The 17,121-nt window shown below is 58.9% G+C and carries 14 protein-coding genes; 5 read left to right on the top strand and 9 right to left on the bottom strand.

Annotation, left to right across the window (positions count from 1 at the left end; translation table 11 throughout):
- Nucleotides 1-2: 2 nt before the first annotated feature.
- The 8 genes from GOW92_RS24060 to GOW92_RS24025 form a co-directional block, all read right to left on the bottom strand.
- Nucleotides 3-227 (bottom strand): YqaE/Pmp3 family membrane protein, encoded by a 225-nt coding sequence (locus GOW92_RS24060; protein ID WP_170566195.1) that lies wholly within the window; start codon nt 225-227, stop codon nt 3-5.
- Nucleotides 227-913: a hypothetical protein gene (locus GOW92_RS24055; RefSeq protein ID WP_170566192.1), complete on the bottom strand. Its 687-nt coding sequence runs from the start codon at nt 911-913 to the stop codon at nt 227-229. Before GOW92_RS24055 ends, GOW92_RS24060 begins: the two co-directional genes overlap by 1 nt.
- A gap of 13 nt (nt 914-926) precedes the next feature.
- Nucleotides 927-1,607, bottom strand: a complete 681-nt coding sequence (locus GOW92_RS24050) for a hypothetical protein (RefSeq protein ID WP_170566189.1) — start codon at nt 1,605-1,607, stop codon at nt 927-929.
- Nucleotides 1,600-3,741 carry a hypothetical protein gene (locus GOW92_RS24045; RefSeq protein WP_170566174.1) on the bottom strand — a complete coding sequence of 714 codons (2,142 nt, stop codon included), beginning with the start codon at nt 3,739-3,741 and terminating at the stop codon, nt 1,600-1,602. The genes GOW92_RS24050 and GOW92_RS24045 overlap by 8 nt, the downstream gene beginning before the upstream one ends.
- 266 nt (nt 3,742-4,007) lie before the next feature.
- Entirely contained in the window at nt 4,008-5,213 is a 1,206-nt protein-coding gene (locus GOW92_RS24040) for a hypothetical protein (RefSeq protein ID WP_170566170.1), read from the bottom strand.
- A complete protein-coding gene (locus GOW92_RS24035) occupies nt 5,213-6,697 on the bottom strand; it encodes a secretion protein (RefSeq protein ID WP_170566166.1) in 1,485 nt (494 codons plus the stop codon). The genes GOW92_RS24040 and GOW92_RS24035 overlap by 1 nt, the downstream gene beginning before the upstream one ends.
- Nucleotides 6,694-7,494: a TcpQ domain-containing protein gene (locus GOW92_RS24030; RefSeq protein WP_170566163.1), complete on the bottom strand. Its 801-nt coding sequence runs from the start codon at nt 7,492-7,494 to the stop codon at nt 6,694-6,696. Before GOW92_RS24030 ends, GOW92_RS24035 begins: the two co-directional genes overlap by 4 nt.
- Before the next feature lie 74 nt (nt 7,495-7,568).
- Entirely contained in the window at nt 7,569-8,249 is a 681-nt protein-coding gene (locus tag GOW92_RS24025; protein WP_170566160.1) for a helix-turn-helix domain-containing protein, read from the bottom strand.
- A gap of 499 nt (nt 8,250-8,748) precedes the next feature.
- Here GOW92_RS24025 and repC (GOW92_RS24020) point away from each other — a divergent pair, with 499 nt between their 5' ends.
- The gene (gene repC, locus GOW92_RS24020; protein ID WP_302477335.1) at nt 8,749-10,047 is read left to right on the top strand and encodes a replication initiation protein RepC; all 1,299 of its coding nucleotides are present in this window, start codon (nt 8,749-8,751) and stop codon (nt 10,045-10,047) included.
- 782 nt (nt 10,048-10,829) lie between these two features.
- Entirely contained in the window at nt 10,830-12,491 is a 1,662-nt protein-coding gene (locus GOW92_RS24015; protein WP_170566154.1) for an RHS repeat protein, read from the top strand.
- Between the two features lie 42 nt (nt 12,492-12,533).
- Here the strand turns inward: GOW92_RS24015 and GOW92_RS24010 are convergent, their stop codons facing one another.
- The gene (locus GOW92_RS24010) at nt 12,534-12,719 is read right to left on the bottom strand and encodes a hypothetical protein (protein ID WP_170566151.1); all 186 of its coding nucleotides are present in this window, start codon (nt 12,717-12,719) and stop codon (nt 12,534-12,536) included.
- Between the two features lie 709 nt (nt 12,720-13,428).
- Here GOW92_RS24010 and GOW92_RS24005 point away from each other — a divergent pair.
- The 3 genes from GOW92_RS24005 to GOW92_RS23995 form a co-directional block, all read left to right on the top strand.
- Nucleotides 13,429-14,421 (top strand): hypothetical protein, encoded by a 993-nt coding sequence (locus tag GOW92_RS24005; RefSeq protein WP_170566148.1) that lies wholly within the window; start codon nt 13,429-13,431, stop codon nt 14,419-14,421.
- A 139-nt stretch (nt 14,422-14,560) separates the two neighbouring features.
- Nucleotides 14,561-14,878: a replication initiation protein RepC gene (gene repC / locus GOW92_RS24000; RefSeq protein WP_170566145.1), complete on the top strand. Its 318-nt coding sequence runs from the start codon at nt 14,561-14,563 to the stop codon at nt 14,876-14,878.
- A gap of 735 nt (nt 14,879-15,613) precedes the next feature.
- Nucleotides 15,614-17,121: RHS repeat protein (locus GOW92_RS23995; protein ID WP_170566142.1), on the top strand; the 1,508-nt coding region annotated here is incomplete at its 3' end.

Here is a 17,121-nt window from a genome sequence, read left to right as displayed (position 1 = left end):
CTTCACAGGCCGCCCCCTTCTTTGTCGTCCGCGCGGGTGTTTCCCGCCATCGTGTCCTCGATCTTGCGGTCGGTTCTGTATTGGCCGAGGCTGTAAACGGCCCAGATGGCGGCCGGAATCCAGCCGATCAGGGTGAGTTGCAGCAGAAGACAGCAGACCCCCTGTATCGGGCGTCTGATTGTGAAAAACACCACCCAGGGCAGCAGTATGGCAAGAATAAACCGCATCAGTTCTTCGCCTCCTGAGCCGCGTCCTCTCCGGCAATAGCTGCCGCGATATCGGTAAGGGCCAGACGCCGGGGGGCGGCGTCTTCGAGATAGAGAACCGCGTCCCCGAGATGGACGTTCCAGTGGCCCAGATCCACAGCACCCTCATCCGTTTCCCCGAAGATCACACCACCTTCGGCAAGCTGGGCCTGAGCGGGAAGCGGGCCGAGCGCAGTCTTCAGCGGCAGCCCGATGATCTTCGTGTTCAGAAGCTCCACAAAGGCGGGGATCTCATCGGTGAAGGTGATGTCCGACAAATCCGTCAGGTCGATGATATCCTCAGACCCGCCGAGCCAGCGAATGCGGATCGCACGATCATCCTCAACACCCACCGTCCCGCTTTCCAGCATCTCGTTGTTTTCCGAGAGCACCCAGAGCCGATCAAGCGGCAGGTAGAACACATAGCGCCCGCCATCCGGCAGCGTCATCACCTTGCCGGAGTGCCGGACGATCCGGGACAGGGCCTCGGCAGGAGCGCGGTCGATTGGGGTCGAGCGTTCATCGAAGTCCACTTTCACCGGCTCTCCGACAGTGCTTTGCGCGTGCCCGCTCTCAGCATCAGATACGGCAATAGCCGCTGTGCCCAGAAGCAGCGACAGGGCGGTGACGCAAATCGGCGCGCGGGATATGGTGAAACGCTCGATCATGGGTCGGGCCTTCTCAATCCCTGTTTCTGTGGGCTTCAGACCCAAACCAGGTATGGGCGTTCTCGTTCTGATACTGAGGGCGCCGGATGCGGGTGCCGGGGTCCTGGGCAACAAGGGTCTTGTAGAACCGCGAGGTCTGCCTGGTGTTGACCTTTGCCCCCAGCGATGCGGCGGACGGGAAGTTCGGGCAGATCTCCCAGGTCACCGCCGGGATTTTGGCCTGAAGATGACCCACATCGCCCTCCCACCAGCGCCGCGACTGCGCGAGATAGGTGGTCAGACCGCCCGTCTCCGCGTCATAGCGCAGCAGCTGGTAGCCGGTATTGTTGTTAGGATAAGTCGCTTTCTTGAGCGGATAGGTGACCTTGTGGAACTTCAGGGTTGTTCTGTGCCCGGAATAAGTGCCCTGGTGCCAACCTCCAGCCACGCCCTGGTCATCCGTCAAACAGACATGTTCCCGCCCGTCCGCGCCGTACCAGACGATGCGGACATATTTGCCTTCCGGCTTGGACTGACCGTCCCACCAATGACTGACCCATGCGGTGTTGGCCAGCAGCGGGCGCACATGTTCTGCCGCCACGTTCTGGAAGATCTGACCGCGTTTATGGACCTTGCGCTCCTGGGCGCTGGCCCCCGTGGTCACAGCCAGTACAAGGGCGGTCACAGTGAATGCTCTGAAGCTCAGGTTAGGCATGGTTCAACGTCCTCGTCCGGGGAGATGGGGTTTGCCTGCGGCGGGAGGCGATGCGGGTGACATCGTCCACCCCGGCCACGTCACGCCCGCCGGCCAGGCGACCCACAACGTAACAGGCAGGCTCCAGCAGAGCGCGGTAGAGACGGCCCAGCGGGCGGCGGCGGGCCTGCTGGCGTTCGGCGCGGATATCCGCCGTGCGTTCGCGCGCGATATGTTCTAGGCTCTTGCGGATCCCGCGCGCGCGCCAATCATCAGAGCCGTAAGCGCGACGCACCAGCGGCAGGAAGACCAGGTGATAGCCGGTCTGATGATACGGCGTGAGACTGTCCCGCGCATGGGCCAGCCAGATCGCCTGGCGGAAGGAGCCAAACCCGTAGGCCGCGTTCATCGCGGTGCAGACGATCTTTTTCTCACCGCCCTTATTTCCGCCGCTTTCACGGCCACGTCCCGGCCCGTTGCAACCGCCGCAGGTGCCGGAGACTTCCCGGCCGCTGTCATACCCCGCGGCGCGGGCCGCGTGTGCGTTTTGAAAATCACCGCGCCCGTCGCCGTTCACGTCAAAGCTTCCCGGGCCTTCGGGGCGCTCACGCCCCCCACCGCGACGGTCCCCACCGGCCGGCGCATGGTTGTCGCATTGGCCGCGTTCGCGCCTCCACACGGGACAGGGCGGCGCAGGCCTCCGGCAATTCTTTGCCGTCAGAACCCATGGCGTGTATGTGGTGGTGATCTGATCGGGATGGATTTCCCAGTCGGTCCCTTGCGTGATTGCCGTGCGCACGTAGCTGCGGGTGCCGCTATAGCCTGAGGCGCAGTCCGATGTGATGGCTTGCGGCCGGGTCTCATGGTGCCAGCGACGGCAATAATTGGCGCGCTGCGCCCAAGGCGTGTGGCTCAGGATCACCGTTGTGTAGAGATCGGGGGTGGCCTCCCAGTCCGCAAACGCCCCCGAATAGCTGTAGGTTTCCTCGGTGGCCGTCCGGCCCCAGACCTGATGACCGTCGGTCCACCAGGCAGGGTTCGAACAGGCCCGGTCTTCTTCTTCCGACCAGCTGCGGGTGCTGGGCGTGATTGCCGATGTGGGAGGTTTGCTGGTGCCATCGCAGAAGGTCATTTCGGTTGAGACATAGCCCAGCGGCGCGGGCAGAATGTTGCCGTCCTTGTCCGAGGGTTGCCATGTCACCTGTGAAGGGTCATCGGGATCGGGCACTTCGGTCCAGAAATAATCATAGACCAGCATCCCTTCCCCGGGCACGGTGATGACCTGCTCGGCGGTGCGCATCACCAGATCACAGACCTGCGTGTCCTGGCGCAGCTGTGTGCGCGGGGCGCGGCAATGGCGGGTTCGGTCTCGCCAGACCCCGTCGCGCTCGACCACAATATCGTAATAGGGTGCGCCCACGGGCTGACCGCGCCCGTTGACCGGCTGACGCCGCTTGCGCGTTTGAAGAATGCCGCTGCCCACCTGTCCCGCCGGACAGGGCAAGGTACGTTTTTCCGAGGTGATCCGGTCGCGGGTGGCTTCAAACGGGTTGATCACCCATTGCGCAATCGCCACCGTGCCGGTTCTGATCCGCGTGGGATACTCGCCCTTGATCACGCATTCAGGAATACGGCGTCCCTTTTTGCCGCCACGCTCCTGAATGTAATGACCCTCGCCATCCTCGGCCATCTGGCCCAGGAGCGCCCCGCTGTAATACTTGCCATTCCACAGCGCCTGCGCCACCGGCGCATCAATCAGTTCCTCAGCCGAGGCATTGTGCTTGAAGTCCGGCGTACCAAAATAGGTCATGAGCACATCTTCGCAGAAACGAAACCGCACATCAAAACTATTGGTGGTCCTGAACGACAATCCCGGCACCAGATTTTCGGACGGAACTTCGCGGGATTTGAGACCCTCAAGGATCAATCGGGTGCGCTCTTGCTGCTCGCGCTCCGTCAGCCGCGTGCGCCAGCCCATCCAGTCGATATATTTGCGTACCTGCCGATGCGCGGTCCACAAAACCCGCGTATAGGCCGCAAGCTCGTTCAACTGCTCTTCGCGCACACGGTCCGCATGCCAGCTCTGTGCCTGCGCCATCACCGGATGGAATACAAGACTTGTGGAGAGCGCCGAGCTCAATAGCAACCTATGCATGGGACCCCTCCGTCATCATGGAACCGGGCGGGGTGAAGGGCGCACATAAAGGAGCCGGGGCGGCTGCGTCCTGAGAGGCCTGCGCATGGCGACGCGTGCCGCGGCTGACATGCGGGGAATTGTGACAGAGGGCTGCGCCGTCGCGCCCGCCCCCTGCCGTTCCGAATGAACGGGGCCAAAAACGGGAGTAGAAGGAGCCCGCCATCCGAAGCCTCGATCCCGGCGCAGGCGGTCGAGATCCGGTGCCGGTGATATGAGGAAACACCTTACCCATCCCGCGCGCTGTCCACTTCGGTCACGGGCACCATGCGGATGTGGCGCGGTGCGATTTCCAGTATGAGCGTTTCGCCTTCCCGGCTCAGCCGCGCGATGTCGATATTGTCCAGGCGCGCAGCCCGCTCGAAGGCATCCCCAAAGCTGCCCTGCAGATCGATGCGTACGCGCACCTCTTCCCCACCGGGCAGGGTAACGGAGCGGGCCGATCCCAGAAACACCGCCTCGGCCTGTTTGAGAAGCTCTGCCGGATCGGCGCCAGGCGCAGAGGGCGTGCCCGCCGGCCCGGCCTCCGTGAGTGGGGCACGGATGGGTTTGGTGGCAAAAAGTGTGCTCCCGTCCACGTCAACAGCCACCGGGGAGTCCGCGTAGACCGCCTCAGCCGCCTTGCGGGCCACCGACTGCTGATAGCCCTGTCGCAGCCGGTAGGCGCGATAGGCCACGGGCTTTGTCACTGACGCGCCCTGAAGCGCCGGATCGCGCATGTCAGGCGTGGCGCAGCCTTCCTGCTGCAGTTCCCATCCAGGGCTGAGCGGCCATTCATCGGCAAAGGCCCCAAGGCAACTGGCGGCGAAGATGTCCCGATCGACAACCATCGCCAGTTTCGGAACGATGACAGCTTTCGGTTCAGGTCGGAAATACTGGACCCAAACCGCGCCACCCAATGCGACCGCGGCCAGACCGGCCCCAAGACCGGCAAGGAGAACCCGGCGTAGGTTCTTCGTTCGCAACTTGCCCTCAATGCGGATTGGCTCAAACCCGTCGGGCATCTCGCTGAATATATGTGTTTCCACCTGGGTGCCGATCTCGGCGCGCAGCTCCTGCGTCGTGAACAGCCGGGCCACATGGGACAGTTCCGAGGTGACATATTTGAGCAGTTCCTCACGACTTGCAAAGATCTGCTCGGCCCCGATGCGGGGCCTGCCGCTGACCAGTGTCATGGCGCAGAAAATATCCTGTTCCGGATCGGCAAGCACAATGAGAACGTCCCCGTTCCGCGCGTCCAGCGGAATGGAGTCCGCCAGAATGGAAAACAGCACCGCCTTGCCGATTGCGTCCTGACCATCCTCCAGCACTGCACTTTGCCCGGCCCAGTCCGCTTTCACAGGCGCGGACCTCCAGAATGGCGGTTTGACCGCGCGCTTCCAGGTCAGCCCGACAACGGCTTCAAAGCCACGATATGTGAGGGTGCGCACCATCAGGACGCCGCCGGTATGATTGCGGGGCGCACAAGCACGACCATGCGAATTTTCTTGACCTCACCCCGGGTGCGTCCGCCCAGCCCCAGAAACTTCGCCTTGCCCGCACCGCTGTTGGAACGGGTTGCGCGGTCCTGTTCGTAGCCTGAAAGGATCAGGGTTTCTCCAGGTGCGAGGACACTGTCATTTTGCAGCGCACGCTGATCGACGGTCGGCAAATGCACGGTGGAATTGCCGGAATCGAATGTGGTGAGTTCGGTCAGGTCGTTTTGCAGAACGGTGAGCGAAAGCTGCACGCGGTTGCGTTTGACCAGCCGTGGCAGGGCGTGGATCGAGATGCCGGTATCGACCGTGTCGGTCTCGACAGCGGTGGAGGTCACGCCATTGATGTCTGTGGTGGTGGTTGTGCGGGCAACGAAGTTCTGGGACCGTGTCAGCACAATCGGTGAAATCACGCCAGACTGTGCAATCGTGGAGCCCAGGCGATAATCGACCACCGAGGCGTTGTTTGCCAGCGACTGGAAATTGACCGCACCGAGATGATTGCTGAGTGTCGCCACGCCATTGCCGGTGAGCGCCCCGACAACACCGGTGATACTGGCGTGGCCGCTTCGACGCGATCCCTGCAGCCCTACCGCAAAGCTGTCGGATTTGGACGTGTCCACAAAGTAAACCGCCACTTCCAGCCCGATCCGCGTGGAAAACACCTCGTCGAAATCCTCGATCACGGCTGCGGCGCGGGCCTGCACAGACGGCGGACCAAAGACCGTAACCCGGCCCGAGGATTTTGCGAAGGTAACCTGCGCGGGCGGCGGGGCCACCGCACGCAGCTGGGACTGAAGCTCTGCCCAGGGGTCGTAGCCGCCCACATCGGAGTTGAGCGAGACACTGCGTCCCCCGCCTTTCACCCCGTCTATAGAAGAGCTCAGCTTGGCGGTGCCAACGGGAAGCGAGACCTTGTAGCGCTCGGTAACCATCCGATCAAAGGTGATGGCCTTGCCGTCGTAGGACCAGGCAATATCCATCCGCGCGCCGATCTGATCCAGCAGCTTCGAGAGACTCCCCTCGTGATCCACCCGCATGGTGGTGCCGATGGGAATACGGATCACATCCCCATCGGGCAAAGAATAGACGGTGCGGATATTGACCAGCAGTCCGGCCTGCTGGCTGATCAGGTCCGCAAGGGACTTTATATCGACTGCCGAGCCGCCGGTTGAAATCGAGATCGACCGCGCGCCTTCGAGTTTGCGGGGCAAGGGCTTGCCCCGGCGGGAGCCGCGCTCGACCTCGACCGGCGAGCCAAAATAGGGGCGGTTCACCTCATGGATCTTGCCACGCTGCGCGGCGCGCAATCTCGCCTGTTCATCCGCCGTGTGTTTCGAAATTCTGTTGGTCTGGTCGTCAGCTTCCCTGATGGCATCACAGGCGGGCAGGCCGAAAACGAGGATGAGAAGACCGGCAATATGTCCTACAAGCTGTCTCATAGGGGCCGCCCGATCCGGATCACCTTGTTGGAGTAAACACTGATCGCCAGGGGGCGCCCGCTTCCCTGAAACCCGACAGTCAGCTGGGTCAACGCGTCTCTGAAGCTGCCCTGGATGCGGATCGGGACGCTGATTTTCCACTCGTCCACGCCTTCCCGCACCACCTTGTAGCCCGCTTTCTTTGCCCAGCGTTGCACAACATCCGTGGCAAACTCGCCGGGTCTGGCCGTCCAGACGGGAAGAGGCTTTGGTTGGGGCAGTGCCTGCTTCACCGCCCGCCCCTTCCCGATGGCCGCGCAGGGAAGCTGGAGGACTTGACCCACGCGGAGTGTGGACGACCCGCTCAACCGGTTTGCTCGCGCAATCTCGGGCCAGCGGTTTGAGGTGCCGAGTGTTCGGGCCGCGATCGAACCCAGCGTATCCCCGGAAACCACGACGTGACGGCACTGTGCCCCGGCATCCGGGGACCTGGCCGGCGGGGCTCGTGAGGGACCCGCAGTTTTTGGGCTGGTGTTTTTGTGAAACCCCTCAGGAAGCGGCAGCGGATCACCGGGTTTTTGCGGGGAAACCCGTTTCAGCTTTACAGTGGGTTTTGCTTTTGCCTGCGCCGCGTCTCGCGCCCTGCCCTCGGCCAGCGCGGCCTCGAAACTCTGCTTTGGCGGTGTTTCCCGGATTGTTGCGGCAGGTGTCACATATTGCCGCCAGTCCGGGCACTGGATCAGGGGACCGGCCGCCGAAGGTCCGGCACAAAGTGCCAGAGCTGACATTGCAGAAACAGGCTTCAGAAGCGGGGGCATTGCGAGGTTCGTGCGTTAGGTAGAAGGTCTTTTTACCGGTAAAGTCACCTTCTAGCTATCAAAACGACCTCACACTAGCAAGCATCCATCAGATCTTCAGGGTCGAGAGATAAGGCGTTACAAGTCTTCAAAAAGACTAAAATTGATACATTAGAAGACTTTACCATATTGCGCCAGATCGCGGAATCATGACCGATCAGAGAGCTCACATTTGTGATTGTGAGCCTTTGACGCTTTCTCTCCGCCTCAAATTGCTCAACAATCTGTTCGGTTGTTGGGTAGGTGGAGCCCCCCTCAACTGACAGTTTCTCATCGGATCCTTCAGAGAGGAGCCAGGTCGGTTGGGCTTCCAAAGCCTCAGCAATCCGAATGAGATTTCTTAAAAGCAGGAGCTGCTTCCGGTTTTCAATATCCGCGATATAGTATGAAACCATACCTACCCGCTCGGCCACCTCCCGACGTGTCAGGCCAAGATATTCGCGCCGTACGCGCACGTTTTTGGCCAATACAGCTTTGAGGTCCTGCTTGTCCGGGACCGTTGTGTCCAGTTGATGCGCCATGAGATGAGGCAATGTTGTGCCAAGGGCTTCGGCAATCGCAACAAGGACATCTATTGTTGCGTTTGTCTTCCCGTTTTCAATGAGGCTGACCGTCGGAAGGGATACACCGGCCAGCTCGGCCAGCTGGGTCTGGTTCAATCCCTTTGATCTGCGGAGCTTCCGAACGGAATAACCGAGTGTTTTTGAAACCGACATGCAAACAAAAACCCCAGTCGCAAGTAACTGCAGACGTTATGCACTGCTAACTCATTGTTTTGTACTATTTTTTTGGTAACCCTTGATGGTTTTTTACAGGCTTTTTCGTGACATTTTTTAGGCAAGATATGCAAAAACAATTGCGCAGAAACGGCGCGCCGCGTATCACGGTTCAAAAGCTGCCCACAACAACCTGTGGTTGACAGCGGCCTGGTCGCAGCACATCGCCCAGACAGCACGGTTTGTAGCGCAGATCAGGCGATACCCTGTCGCCCAGGGACCTAGGGTTTGGATCACTTGAACAAACATTCGCAGGAGGGCTGTACCGGGCAGAGATTGCAGAGATCAAACCACCCTAAAAAGGAAAACCCGCGAGGCCTGAGCCAACGCGGGAGATACCGAAAGGACTAAAAATTCCTTCCTGTACCTTACGGTTTTCCCCGCCCGCAGGCAAGAAAAAACGCATTTGTGCGACCCATACCCTTATGCCTGCCGCCTAATGCGCCTCGCCCAACATCGAGTGGAGGACGAAACAGTGCACGCATATCAACAGGGAGTCAGCAGGCGGTCGGAAACAACCTACCCCACCCTGCCGGTCGACATGCAGCGCGGCGACGTGGAGCGGCTGATCCGGCGCGTGGGGCCGCAGATCGGGCTCAGCCCCGGTCGGCTGGCGGTGCTTCTGGCCATGATGGACGAAACCCGGCCATCTGACTGGATCCGCCCGGACCGGGAGCCCGTGTGCTTCGCGATGCAGATCAACATTGCCCGTATCTGCGGGCAATCCACGCGGTCCGTACGGCGCACGGAAGACCACCTCGAACAGCTGGGGTTGATCCGCAAGGAAGTCACCTCCAACGGACAACGGAGCCGCTTTCGATCCGTACTGGGTGAAGAGGCCAGGACCGGGATCTTCTTCACGCCCCTCATCGAGGCGCTCCCCGGTCTGCTCGGGCTTCGCGAGCAACTCGCGCAGGAGCGGTTCGAAGTACAGGCCCTGAAGCAAAAGATCAGCGCTGCCCGGCGTATGGTCAAACGCAACCTGGAAACGCTTCGGTCGCGCCCACACAAGCCCCTTGCCCTGCAGGAGCTGGAAAGCCGCATTGCCAGCTGGCCGACCCGTTTCGAAGCCTCAGCAGAAATCCAGGGCCTGCAGGATCTTCTCGAGGACATTATCGATGTGGATGACCAGCTTGAGCAGCATATCCATGAACAGACATTAGAGTCCGGTCCACCGGACTCTGGCGTCCGCCCTTTACAAGATACAACTCAAGATAGAACAGTATTCTGTAACGCACACGTGGGAGAATCGACTGCCGGCAAGCCGGCAGACACAAACATTGATGATGCGCCGCCTGACGGCGGCGCGGATTGCTTAGAAAAACAGGATGAGACGGATCCGGCGGGGCACAAGACCCAAAATCAGGAAAATCTCAAATGGCTGACACCGGACGTGCTCTGTGATCTCTGTACCGACGAGATGCAGCTCAGGATCCTGCTGGCGCAGGGCAAACGCCCCTGCCCTGCCCCGCGGGACTTCGTGATCGCCGCGATCGACAGGCTTGTGCCGCTCGGCATTCATCCTTCAGCCTGGCAGGAGGCCGTCGACCAGATGGGAGACTTGGCAGCCGCCCTGTGCATCCTGATTATCGACAACAATGTCGCTCACCCCGAAACCCCCATCCAATCGCCCGGCGGGGTCCTGCGCGCCATGACCGCGCGGCATCAAGCCGGACAGCTCAGGCTCAACCAAAGCCTCGTCGCCATCAGGAAAAGGAAGGGCAAACAGGTTGAGTGATCCAAGATGGCACCATAGGGCCTTCCAATGCGTGTTCCGGGTGCGGCACGCCACTGCTTTGGTGCCGGTTTCCGGAGCCCGGAGCCAGATCAAATCTTACCTGCGGGGTCCTAAAAACAGTTGCAACGAATCACAACCTATGCGGGAATCCGCTGAATGGGAAAAGTGACCTGAATGAGAATGCGGCATCTCTTTTGGGATGTCGCGTTTTCAGGAGCGACGAACAGAAACGAGCAGGGGGTGTGGATGATGTCCAATGACCCCAACGGTTCTCAACCGTCAAGCCTCCTGGCTGTGCACCAGCAATAATCACAAGGGTGGCATACCGCGTCCGCCCGGGCCCGGCAGGTTATCTGCGGCCGGATGTTCAGGTGCGCGTTCGTTGGCCTTGACCGGGCTTGGAAAGAGCCCGCATTCGCAACCCGCAACCGCAGCTCATGCTGGTGCAGGTCTGAAACCACCCGCAGATACTGATGTGACGGATCACACCGGGGTCTCTCCCAGGTTGTGTTTTCCGGTGCCGCCTGCGTCTCACAAGGGTCAGGGCGTGCGGGCGGCTCTCCGTGCCACGCCAGTATATTGGACTGACCTCACCGGCGGGCCCATTCCGCTTTACCTGCATCAAGATCATCAAGACCATAACGAGGGTCGGGTTGCCCCGGTCAATGAGTTTCCGGGGGCAGGATCGGTTCCCGGGTTGCAGACCCATGTTTCGGAAAGGTCACCAGATCCAAATCTTACAAACCCAAGGTCCCGCCGGACAATCAATATAGGAGAATAACATGGTCACTGTCTTCCGTCCTCAGGACTTTGAGCCCAGTACTTTTGACGACTTCGCGCGAATTTCCGCGGTCCCGCCGCGTACAACCTATGACGCCAGCACCAGGGTTCGGACCCAAACATACGATTTTGACCTTGATGGTAACCCCGATCGTACGGTGGTCAGGACCTATAACACCGCCGGTCGGATTATGAGTATAGTGGTTTCGTCAGATTATGGGGATGACGGCACCATCAATAGGATCAACGCCTTCACCATTAACGAGGGCGGTACGCGTTTAAAAGCAGTGGTTTCGGCCGATGACAATAATGACGGCGAATTCGACGCCCGCATGATCCGAACCTATTACGGTGACGGCTCGCTGAAATATTCAGAATTCCAACGCCTTGTAGACGGCCTTCCGCAGAGAGCAGGAGTCGATAGTAACGGGGACGGTACCTATGACCGCACCATCGACTATGCTTATGACCAGCACAACCGGTTGCTGTCCGAGACATGGCAAAACATCCCTGGCGTACCCACCACCTCCCCCTCCCGCTTAATCAGATATACCTATGACGACGACGACAGGGTGCTGACCGAGACATGGGACAATGGCATCAACGGTACTATCGACCGCCGCACTACCAATACCTATCACCAGGACGGCTCGCTGAAATATTCAGAAACCCAAAGCCTTGTAGACGGCCTTCCGCGGACAGCAACAGTCGATAGTAACGGGGACGGTACCGACGACCGCATTGTCAACTATACTTATGACCAGCACAACCGGTTGCTGACCGAGAGATGGCAAAACATCCCTGGCGCACCCACCAACACTGCCTCCCGCTCAATCAGTTATACCTATGACGACGACGACAGGGTGCAGACCGAGACATGGGTAGACACCTCTAGCGCATCCACCACCCCCCCCTCCCGCTTAACCAGATATACCTATGACGACGACGACAGGGTACTGACCGAGACATGGGACAATGGCATCAATGATACTATCGACCGCCGCATTACCAATACCTATGACGACCACGGCGGTCGGGTGACCACGGTGACGGACTATGGCAGGAACCGTCTCCAAGACCGCACCGACACTTTCACCTATGACGCCAACGACAATGTGCTGACCGAAACATGGGATTTTAGCGCAACCAATAGCATCGACGTTAGTATCGTCAGGACCTATGACGCCAACAACAATGTGCTGACCGAGGCATGGGATACCGACGCAGATAGTATCAACGAAAGCGTCTTTACGTATACCTATGACGCGGACGGGACTAAAATCGGAGACGTAAGTTCGTACGATACGAACGAAGACGGCACCATCGACCATGTCCGGTACAACAACTTTGGCACTGCAGTTAATACCATTTTGCCCACAGCGCAGAGTGCACAGGCCCTGGCAGGCGTGGAAACGATAACCCTTTCCGAAGGTGCATCGCGCCTGGTCATCAGCGATTCAGTTTTGAGCGTACTTGCGGGTGGTGATAACAGTTATCGGGTTCGGATCGATGGTGATGAGCACGACAGTGTTGTCTTGGGTCAAGGTATCCGGAACTCCGGACAAGACGTGGAGATCAACGGTGAGCAGTACGATCTCTACACGGGAACATCCGGAAGCGTTCTCGTCGATCCCGATGTGATGGTTGATCTTGCTCTTGCCTGAAACCGGGCTGGTCTGAACGATACGCCGTTCAAGCCAGCTATGTCACACCTGGTTGGAGCGGCGCAGGGCAAACGCCCCTGCCCTGTCCCGCGGGACTTCGTGATCGCCGCGATCGACAGGCTTGTGCCCCTTGGCTTTCATCCCTCGGCCTGGCAGGAGGCCGCCCAACAGATGGGAGACCTGACAGCCGCCCTGTGCGTCCTCATCATCGACAACAATGTCGCTCACCCCGATACTCCCATCCATTCACCCGGCGGAATCTCAAATAACAGTTGCAACGAATCACAACCTATGCGGGAGTCCTCCGAATGAGTTGGGTGGGCCTGAATGACAAAGCGGCATCTCTTTTGGGTTGGCCCGTGTTTTCAGGAGCGACAAACGGAAACGAGCAGGGGGTATGGATGATGTACGATGACCTCAACGGTTCTCAACCGTCGAGCCTCACGGCTGCGCAACAGCAATAAGAACAAGGGTGGCCTGCTGCGCCCGCCCGGGCCCGGCAGGCTATCTGCGGCCGGATGTTCAGGCATTCTTTCGAAGGCATTGACCGGGCCCGGAAAGAGACTGTGTTCGCAACCCGCAACCGCGGCTCGTGCTGGTGCAGGTCTTGAGCGGCCCGCAGGTACTGATGTGACGGATCACACCGGGATCTTGCTGAGGTTGTGTTCTTCGGTGCCGCCTGCATCTCACGTGGACCAAGGCGTGCGGGCGGCTCTCCGTGCCACGCCATCATATTGGACTGACCTCAGCGGCGGGCCCATTCCGTATACCTGCATCAAGACCATCAAGACCATGACGAGGGTCGGGTTGCCCTGGTCAATGAGTTTCCGGGAGCAGGATCGGTTCCAGGGGTGCAGACCGATGTTTTCGGAAAGGTCACCAGATCCAAATCTCACAAACCCAAGGTCCTGCCGGACAATCAACATAGGAGAATGACATGACCTTTAGATTCACGGATAGCTACTTTGACCCCATTGATCTATTAGCCTCCACACGCCTTTATTCGCGCGTGTTTCAGGTCGCGCCACATAGAACCCATGACGAGGACAACAGGGTTTGGACCTGGTCATACGATGCTGACCGGGATGGTAACCCCGAAGTTACGGTGGCCAGGACCTATGACACCGCCGGTCGGATCATGAGAGAAGTGGGTTCGTCAGATTATTTGGATAACGGCACCGTCAATATGGTCAGCGACTACACCTTTAACACGGCCGGTACGCGTATAAACGCAGTGGTTTCGGTCGATGACAATTTTGACGGCCTCTTCGACCACCGCGCGATCCGAACCTATCACGAAGACGGCTCGCTGAAATATTCAGAAACCCAACGCCTTGTGGACGGTCGCCCGCAAACAGCAACAGTCGATAGTAACGGGGACGGTACCGATGACCGCACCGTCGACTATACTTATGACCAGTACAACCGGTTGCTGTACGAGACATGGGAAAACACCCCTGGCGCACCCACCGCCTTCCAGGTCGGATATGGATATTACGACGACAACAGGGTGCGGGCCGAGATACGGAGGGGTGCCGAGGACGGTACTTTTGGCATCTTCTCATATACCTATGACGACAACGGCACCATCGCCCGTTTCACTTACCATAACGATGGAACTGAAGTTGATACCATAGAGCCTACAGTGCTGAGAGCACAGGCCCTGGCAGGCGTGGAAACGATAACCCTTTCCGGTGGTGCAACGAACCTGGTCATCAGTGATACAGTTTTGAGAACACTTGCGGGTGGTGATGACAGTTATCGGGTTCAGATCGATGGTGATGAGCACGACAGCGTTCACCTTGGGCAAGGTATCCGGGACTCCGGGCAAGACGTGGAGATCAACCGTGAGCAGTACGATCTCTACACGGGAACGATCGGAAGCGTCCTCATCGATCCCGATGTGACGGTTGAACTTGCTCTTGCCTGAAACTGGGCTGGTCTGAACGATGCGCCGTTCAGGCCAGCTATGTCACACGTGGGTGGTGCGGATGGGTGGGAAGCCCCCGGCGTCCAGCACCTGACACTATTCGTGGTGACAGCCCCGACCGGCCAACGGGTCAGATGAGATGCAGCTCAGGGTCCTGCTGGCGCAGGGCAAACGCCCCTGCCCTGCCCCGCGGGACTTCGTGATCGCCGCGATCGACAGGCTTGTGCCGCTCGGCATTCATCCTTCAGCCTGGCAGGAGGCCGTCGACCAGATGGGAGACTTGGCAGCCGCCCTGTGCATCCTGATTATCGACAACAATGTCGCTCACCCCGAAACCCCCATCCAATCGCCCGGCGGGGTCCTGCGCGCCATGACCGCGCGGCATCAAGCCGGACAGCTCAGGCTCAACCAAAGCCTCGTCGCCATCAGGAAAAGGAAGGGCATGCGGGTTGAGTGATCCAAGATGGCGCCATAGGGCCTTCCAATGTGTGTCCCGGGGCCGGCATAATGCGGCCGCCACTGCTTTGGTGCCGGTTTCCGGAGCCAGATCAAATCTTACCTGCGGGGTCTTAAAACAGTTGCAACGAATCACAACCTATGCGGGAATATGTCGCATTGGCTGAGTGGGCCTGGATGAGAATGCGGCATCTCTTTTGGGATGGCCCGTGTTTTCAGAAGTAGCAAGCAGAAACGAGCAGGGGGTACGGATGATGTCCGATGACGTCAATGGCTCTCGACTCGCAAACCTCATGGCTGCGCACCAGCAATAATCACAAGGGTCGCCTGCCGCGCCCGCCCGGGCCCGGCAGGTTATCTGCGGCCGGATGTTCAGGCGCTCTTTTGACGGCATTGACCGGACCTGGAAAGAGCCCGCATTCGCAACCCGCAGATACTGATGTGACGGATCACACCGGGGTCTCGCTCAGGTTGTGTTCTTCGGTGCCGCCTGCGTCTCACAAGGGTCAGGGCGTGCGGGCGGCTCTCCGTGCCACGCCATCATATTGGACTGACCTCACCGGCGGGCCCATTCCGTATACCTGTATCAAGACCATCAAAGCCGCGGCGAGGGTCGGGTTGCCCCGGCCAATGCGTTTCCGGGTTGCAGACCCATGTTTCGGAAAGGTCACGCAGATCCAAACCTCACAAACCCAAGGTCCTGCCGGACAATTAATATACAATATAGGAGAATGACATGTTCCATACATTCACTGATAGCGAGTTTGACCCCAGTGCTGTGAAAACCCCATCCTGGGTTACGGTCTTGAATACAACCTATGACGCCAGCACAAGGGTTCGGACCCAAACATTCGATACAGATTTGGATCGTAACCCCAATGTTACGGAGGCCACGACCTATGACGCGGCCGGTCGGCGTATAAAACTAAAGAGTTCGTTCGATTTTCATGGTGACGGCACCTTCAATAGGGTCAGCGACTTCACCTTTAACGAGGCCGGTACGCGTATAAAAGCAGAGGTTTCGGTCGACGCCAATAATGACGGCCTCTTCGACAGCCGCGGGATCCGAACCTATCACGCTGACGGTTCGCTGAAATATTCAGAAACCCAATGGCTTGTAAGCCCCCTTGGATGGTTAGCAGCAGTCGATAGTAACGGGGACGGTACCGACGACCGCACCGTCCGTTATATTCATGACGAGCACAACCGGGTGCTGTCCGAGAACTGGGTAAATATCCCTGGCACACCCACCACCACCCCCTCCCGCTTAATCAGATATACCTATGACGACGACGACAGGGTGCTGACCGAGACATGGGACAATGGCATCAACGGTACTATCGACCGCCGCATTAACAATACCTATCACGCTGACGGCTCGCTGAAATATTCAGAAACCCAAAGCCTTGTAGACGGCCTTCCGCGGACAGCAACAGTCGATAGTAACGGGGACGGTACCGACGACCGCACCGTCGATTATACTTATGACCAGCACAACCGGTTGCTATCCGAGAGATGGGTAAACATCCCTGGCGCACGCACCTACACTGCCTCCCGCTTAATCAGATATACCTATGACGACGACAACAGGTTGCTGACCGAGACATGGGACAATCACATCAACAATACTATCGACCGCCGCATTACCAATACCTATGACGACCACGGCGGTCGGGTGAAAACAGTGGACCATAGCGGGAACCGTTTCCAACAACGCACCGACACTTTCACCTATGACGCCAACAACAATTTGCTGACCGAGACATGGGATTTTGGCTGGACCGACGGCATCGACTTTAGTAGCGTCAGGACCTATGGCGCCCACAACAATGTGCTGACCGAGGCATTGGATTATGACGCGGATGGTACCAACGACGTAACCAACATTTATACCTATGACGCGGACGGGACTAAAATCAGAAAGGCCGGTTTGTATGATGATGGCGATAACGGCACCATCGACCGTGTCTGGTACCGCAGCTATGGCGCTGAAGTTGATACCATAGAGCCCACAGCGCAGAACGCACAGGCCCTGGCAGGCGTGCAAAAGATATTCCTTTCCGAAGGTGCATCGCGCCTGATCATCAGTGATTCAGTTTTGAGCGTACTTGCGGGTGGTGATGACAGCCATCGGGTTCGGATCGATGGTGATGGGGACGACAGCGTTGTCTTGGGTCAAGGTATCCGGGACTCCGGACAAGACGTGGAGATCAACGGTGAGCAGTACGATCTCTACACGGGAAC

Source organism: Ruegeria atlantica (assembly GCF_013032505.1).
Taxonomy (GTDB): domain Bacteria; phylum Pseudomonadota; class Alphaproteobacteria; order Rhodobacterales; family Rhodobacteraceae; genus Ruegeria; species Ruegeria atlantica_F.
Note: the sequence above shows the minus strand (reverse complement) of the source record. Positions and strands in the feature narration are given on the sequence as shown.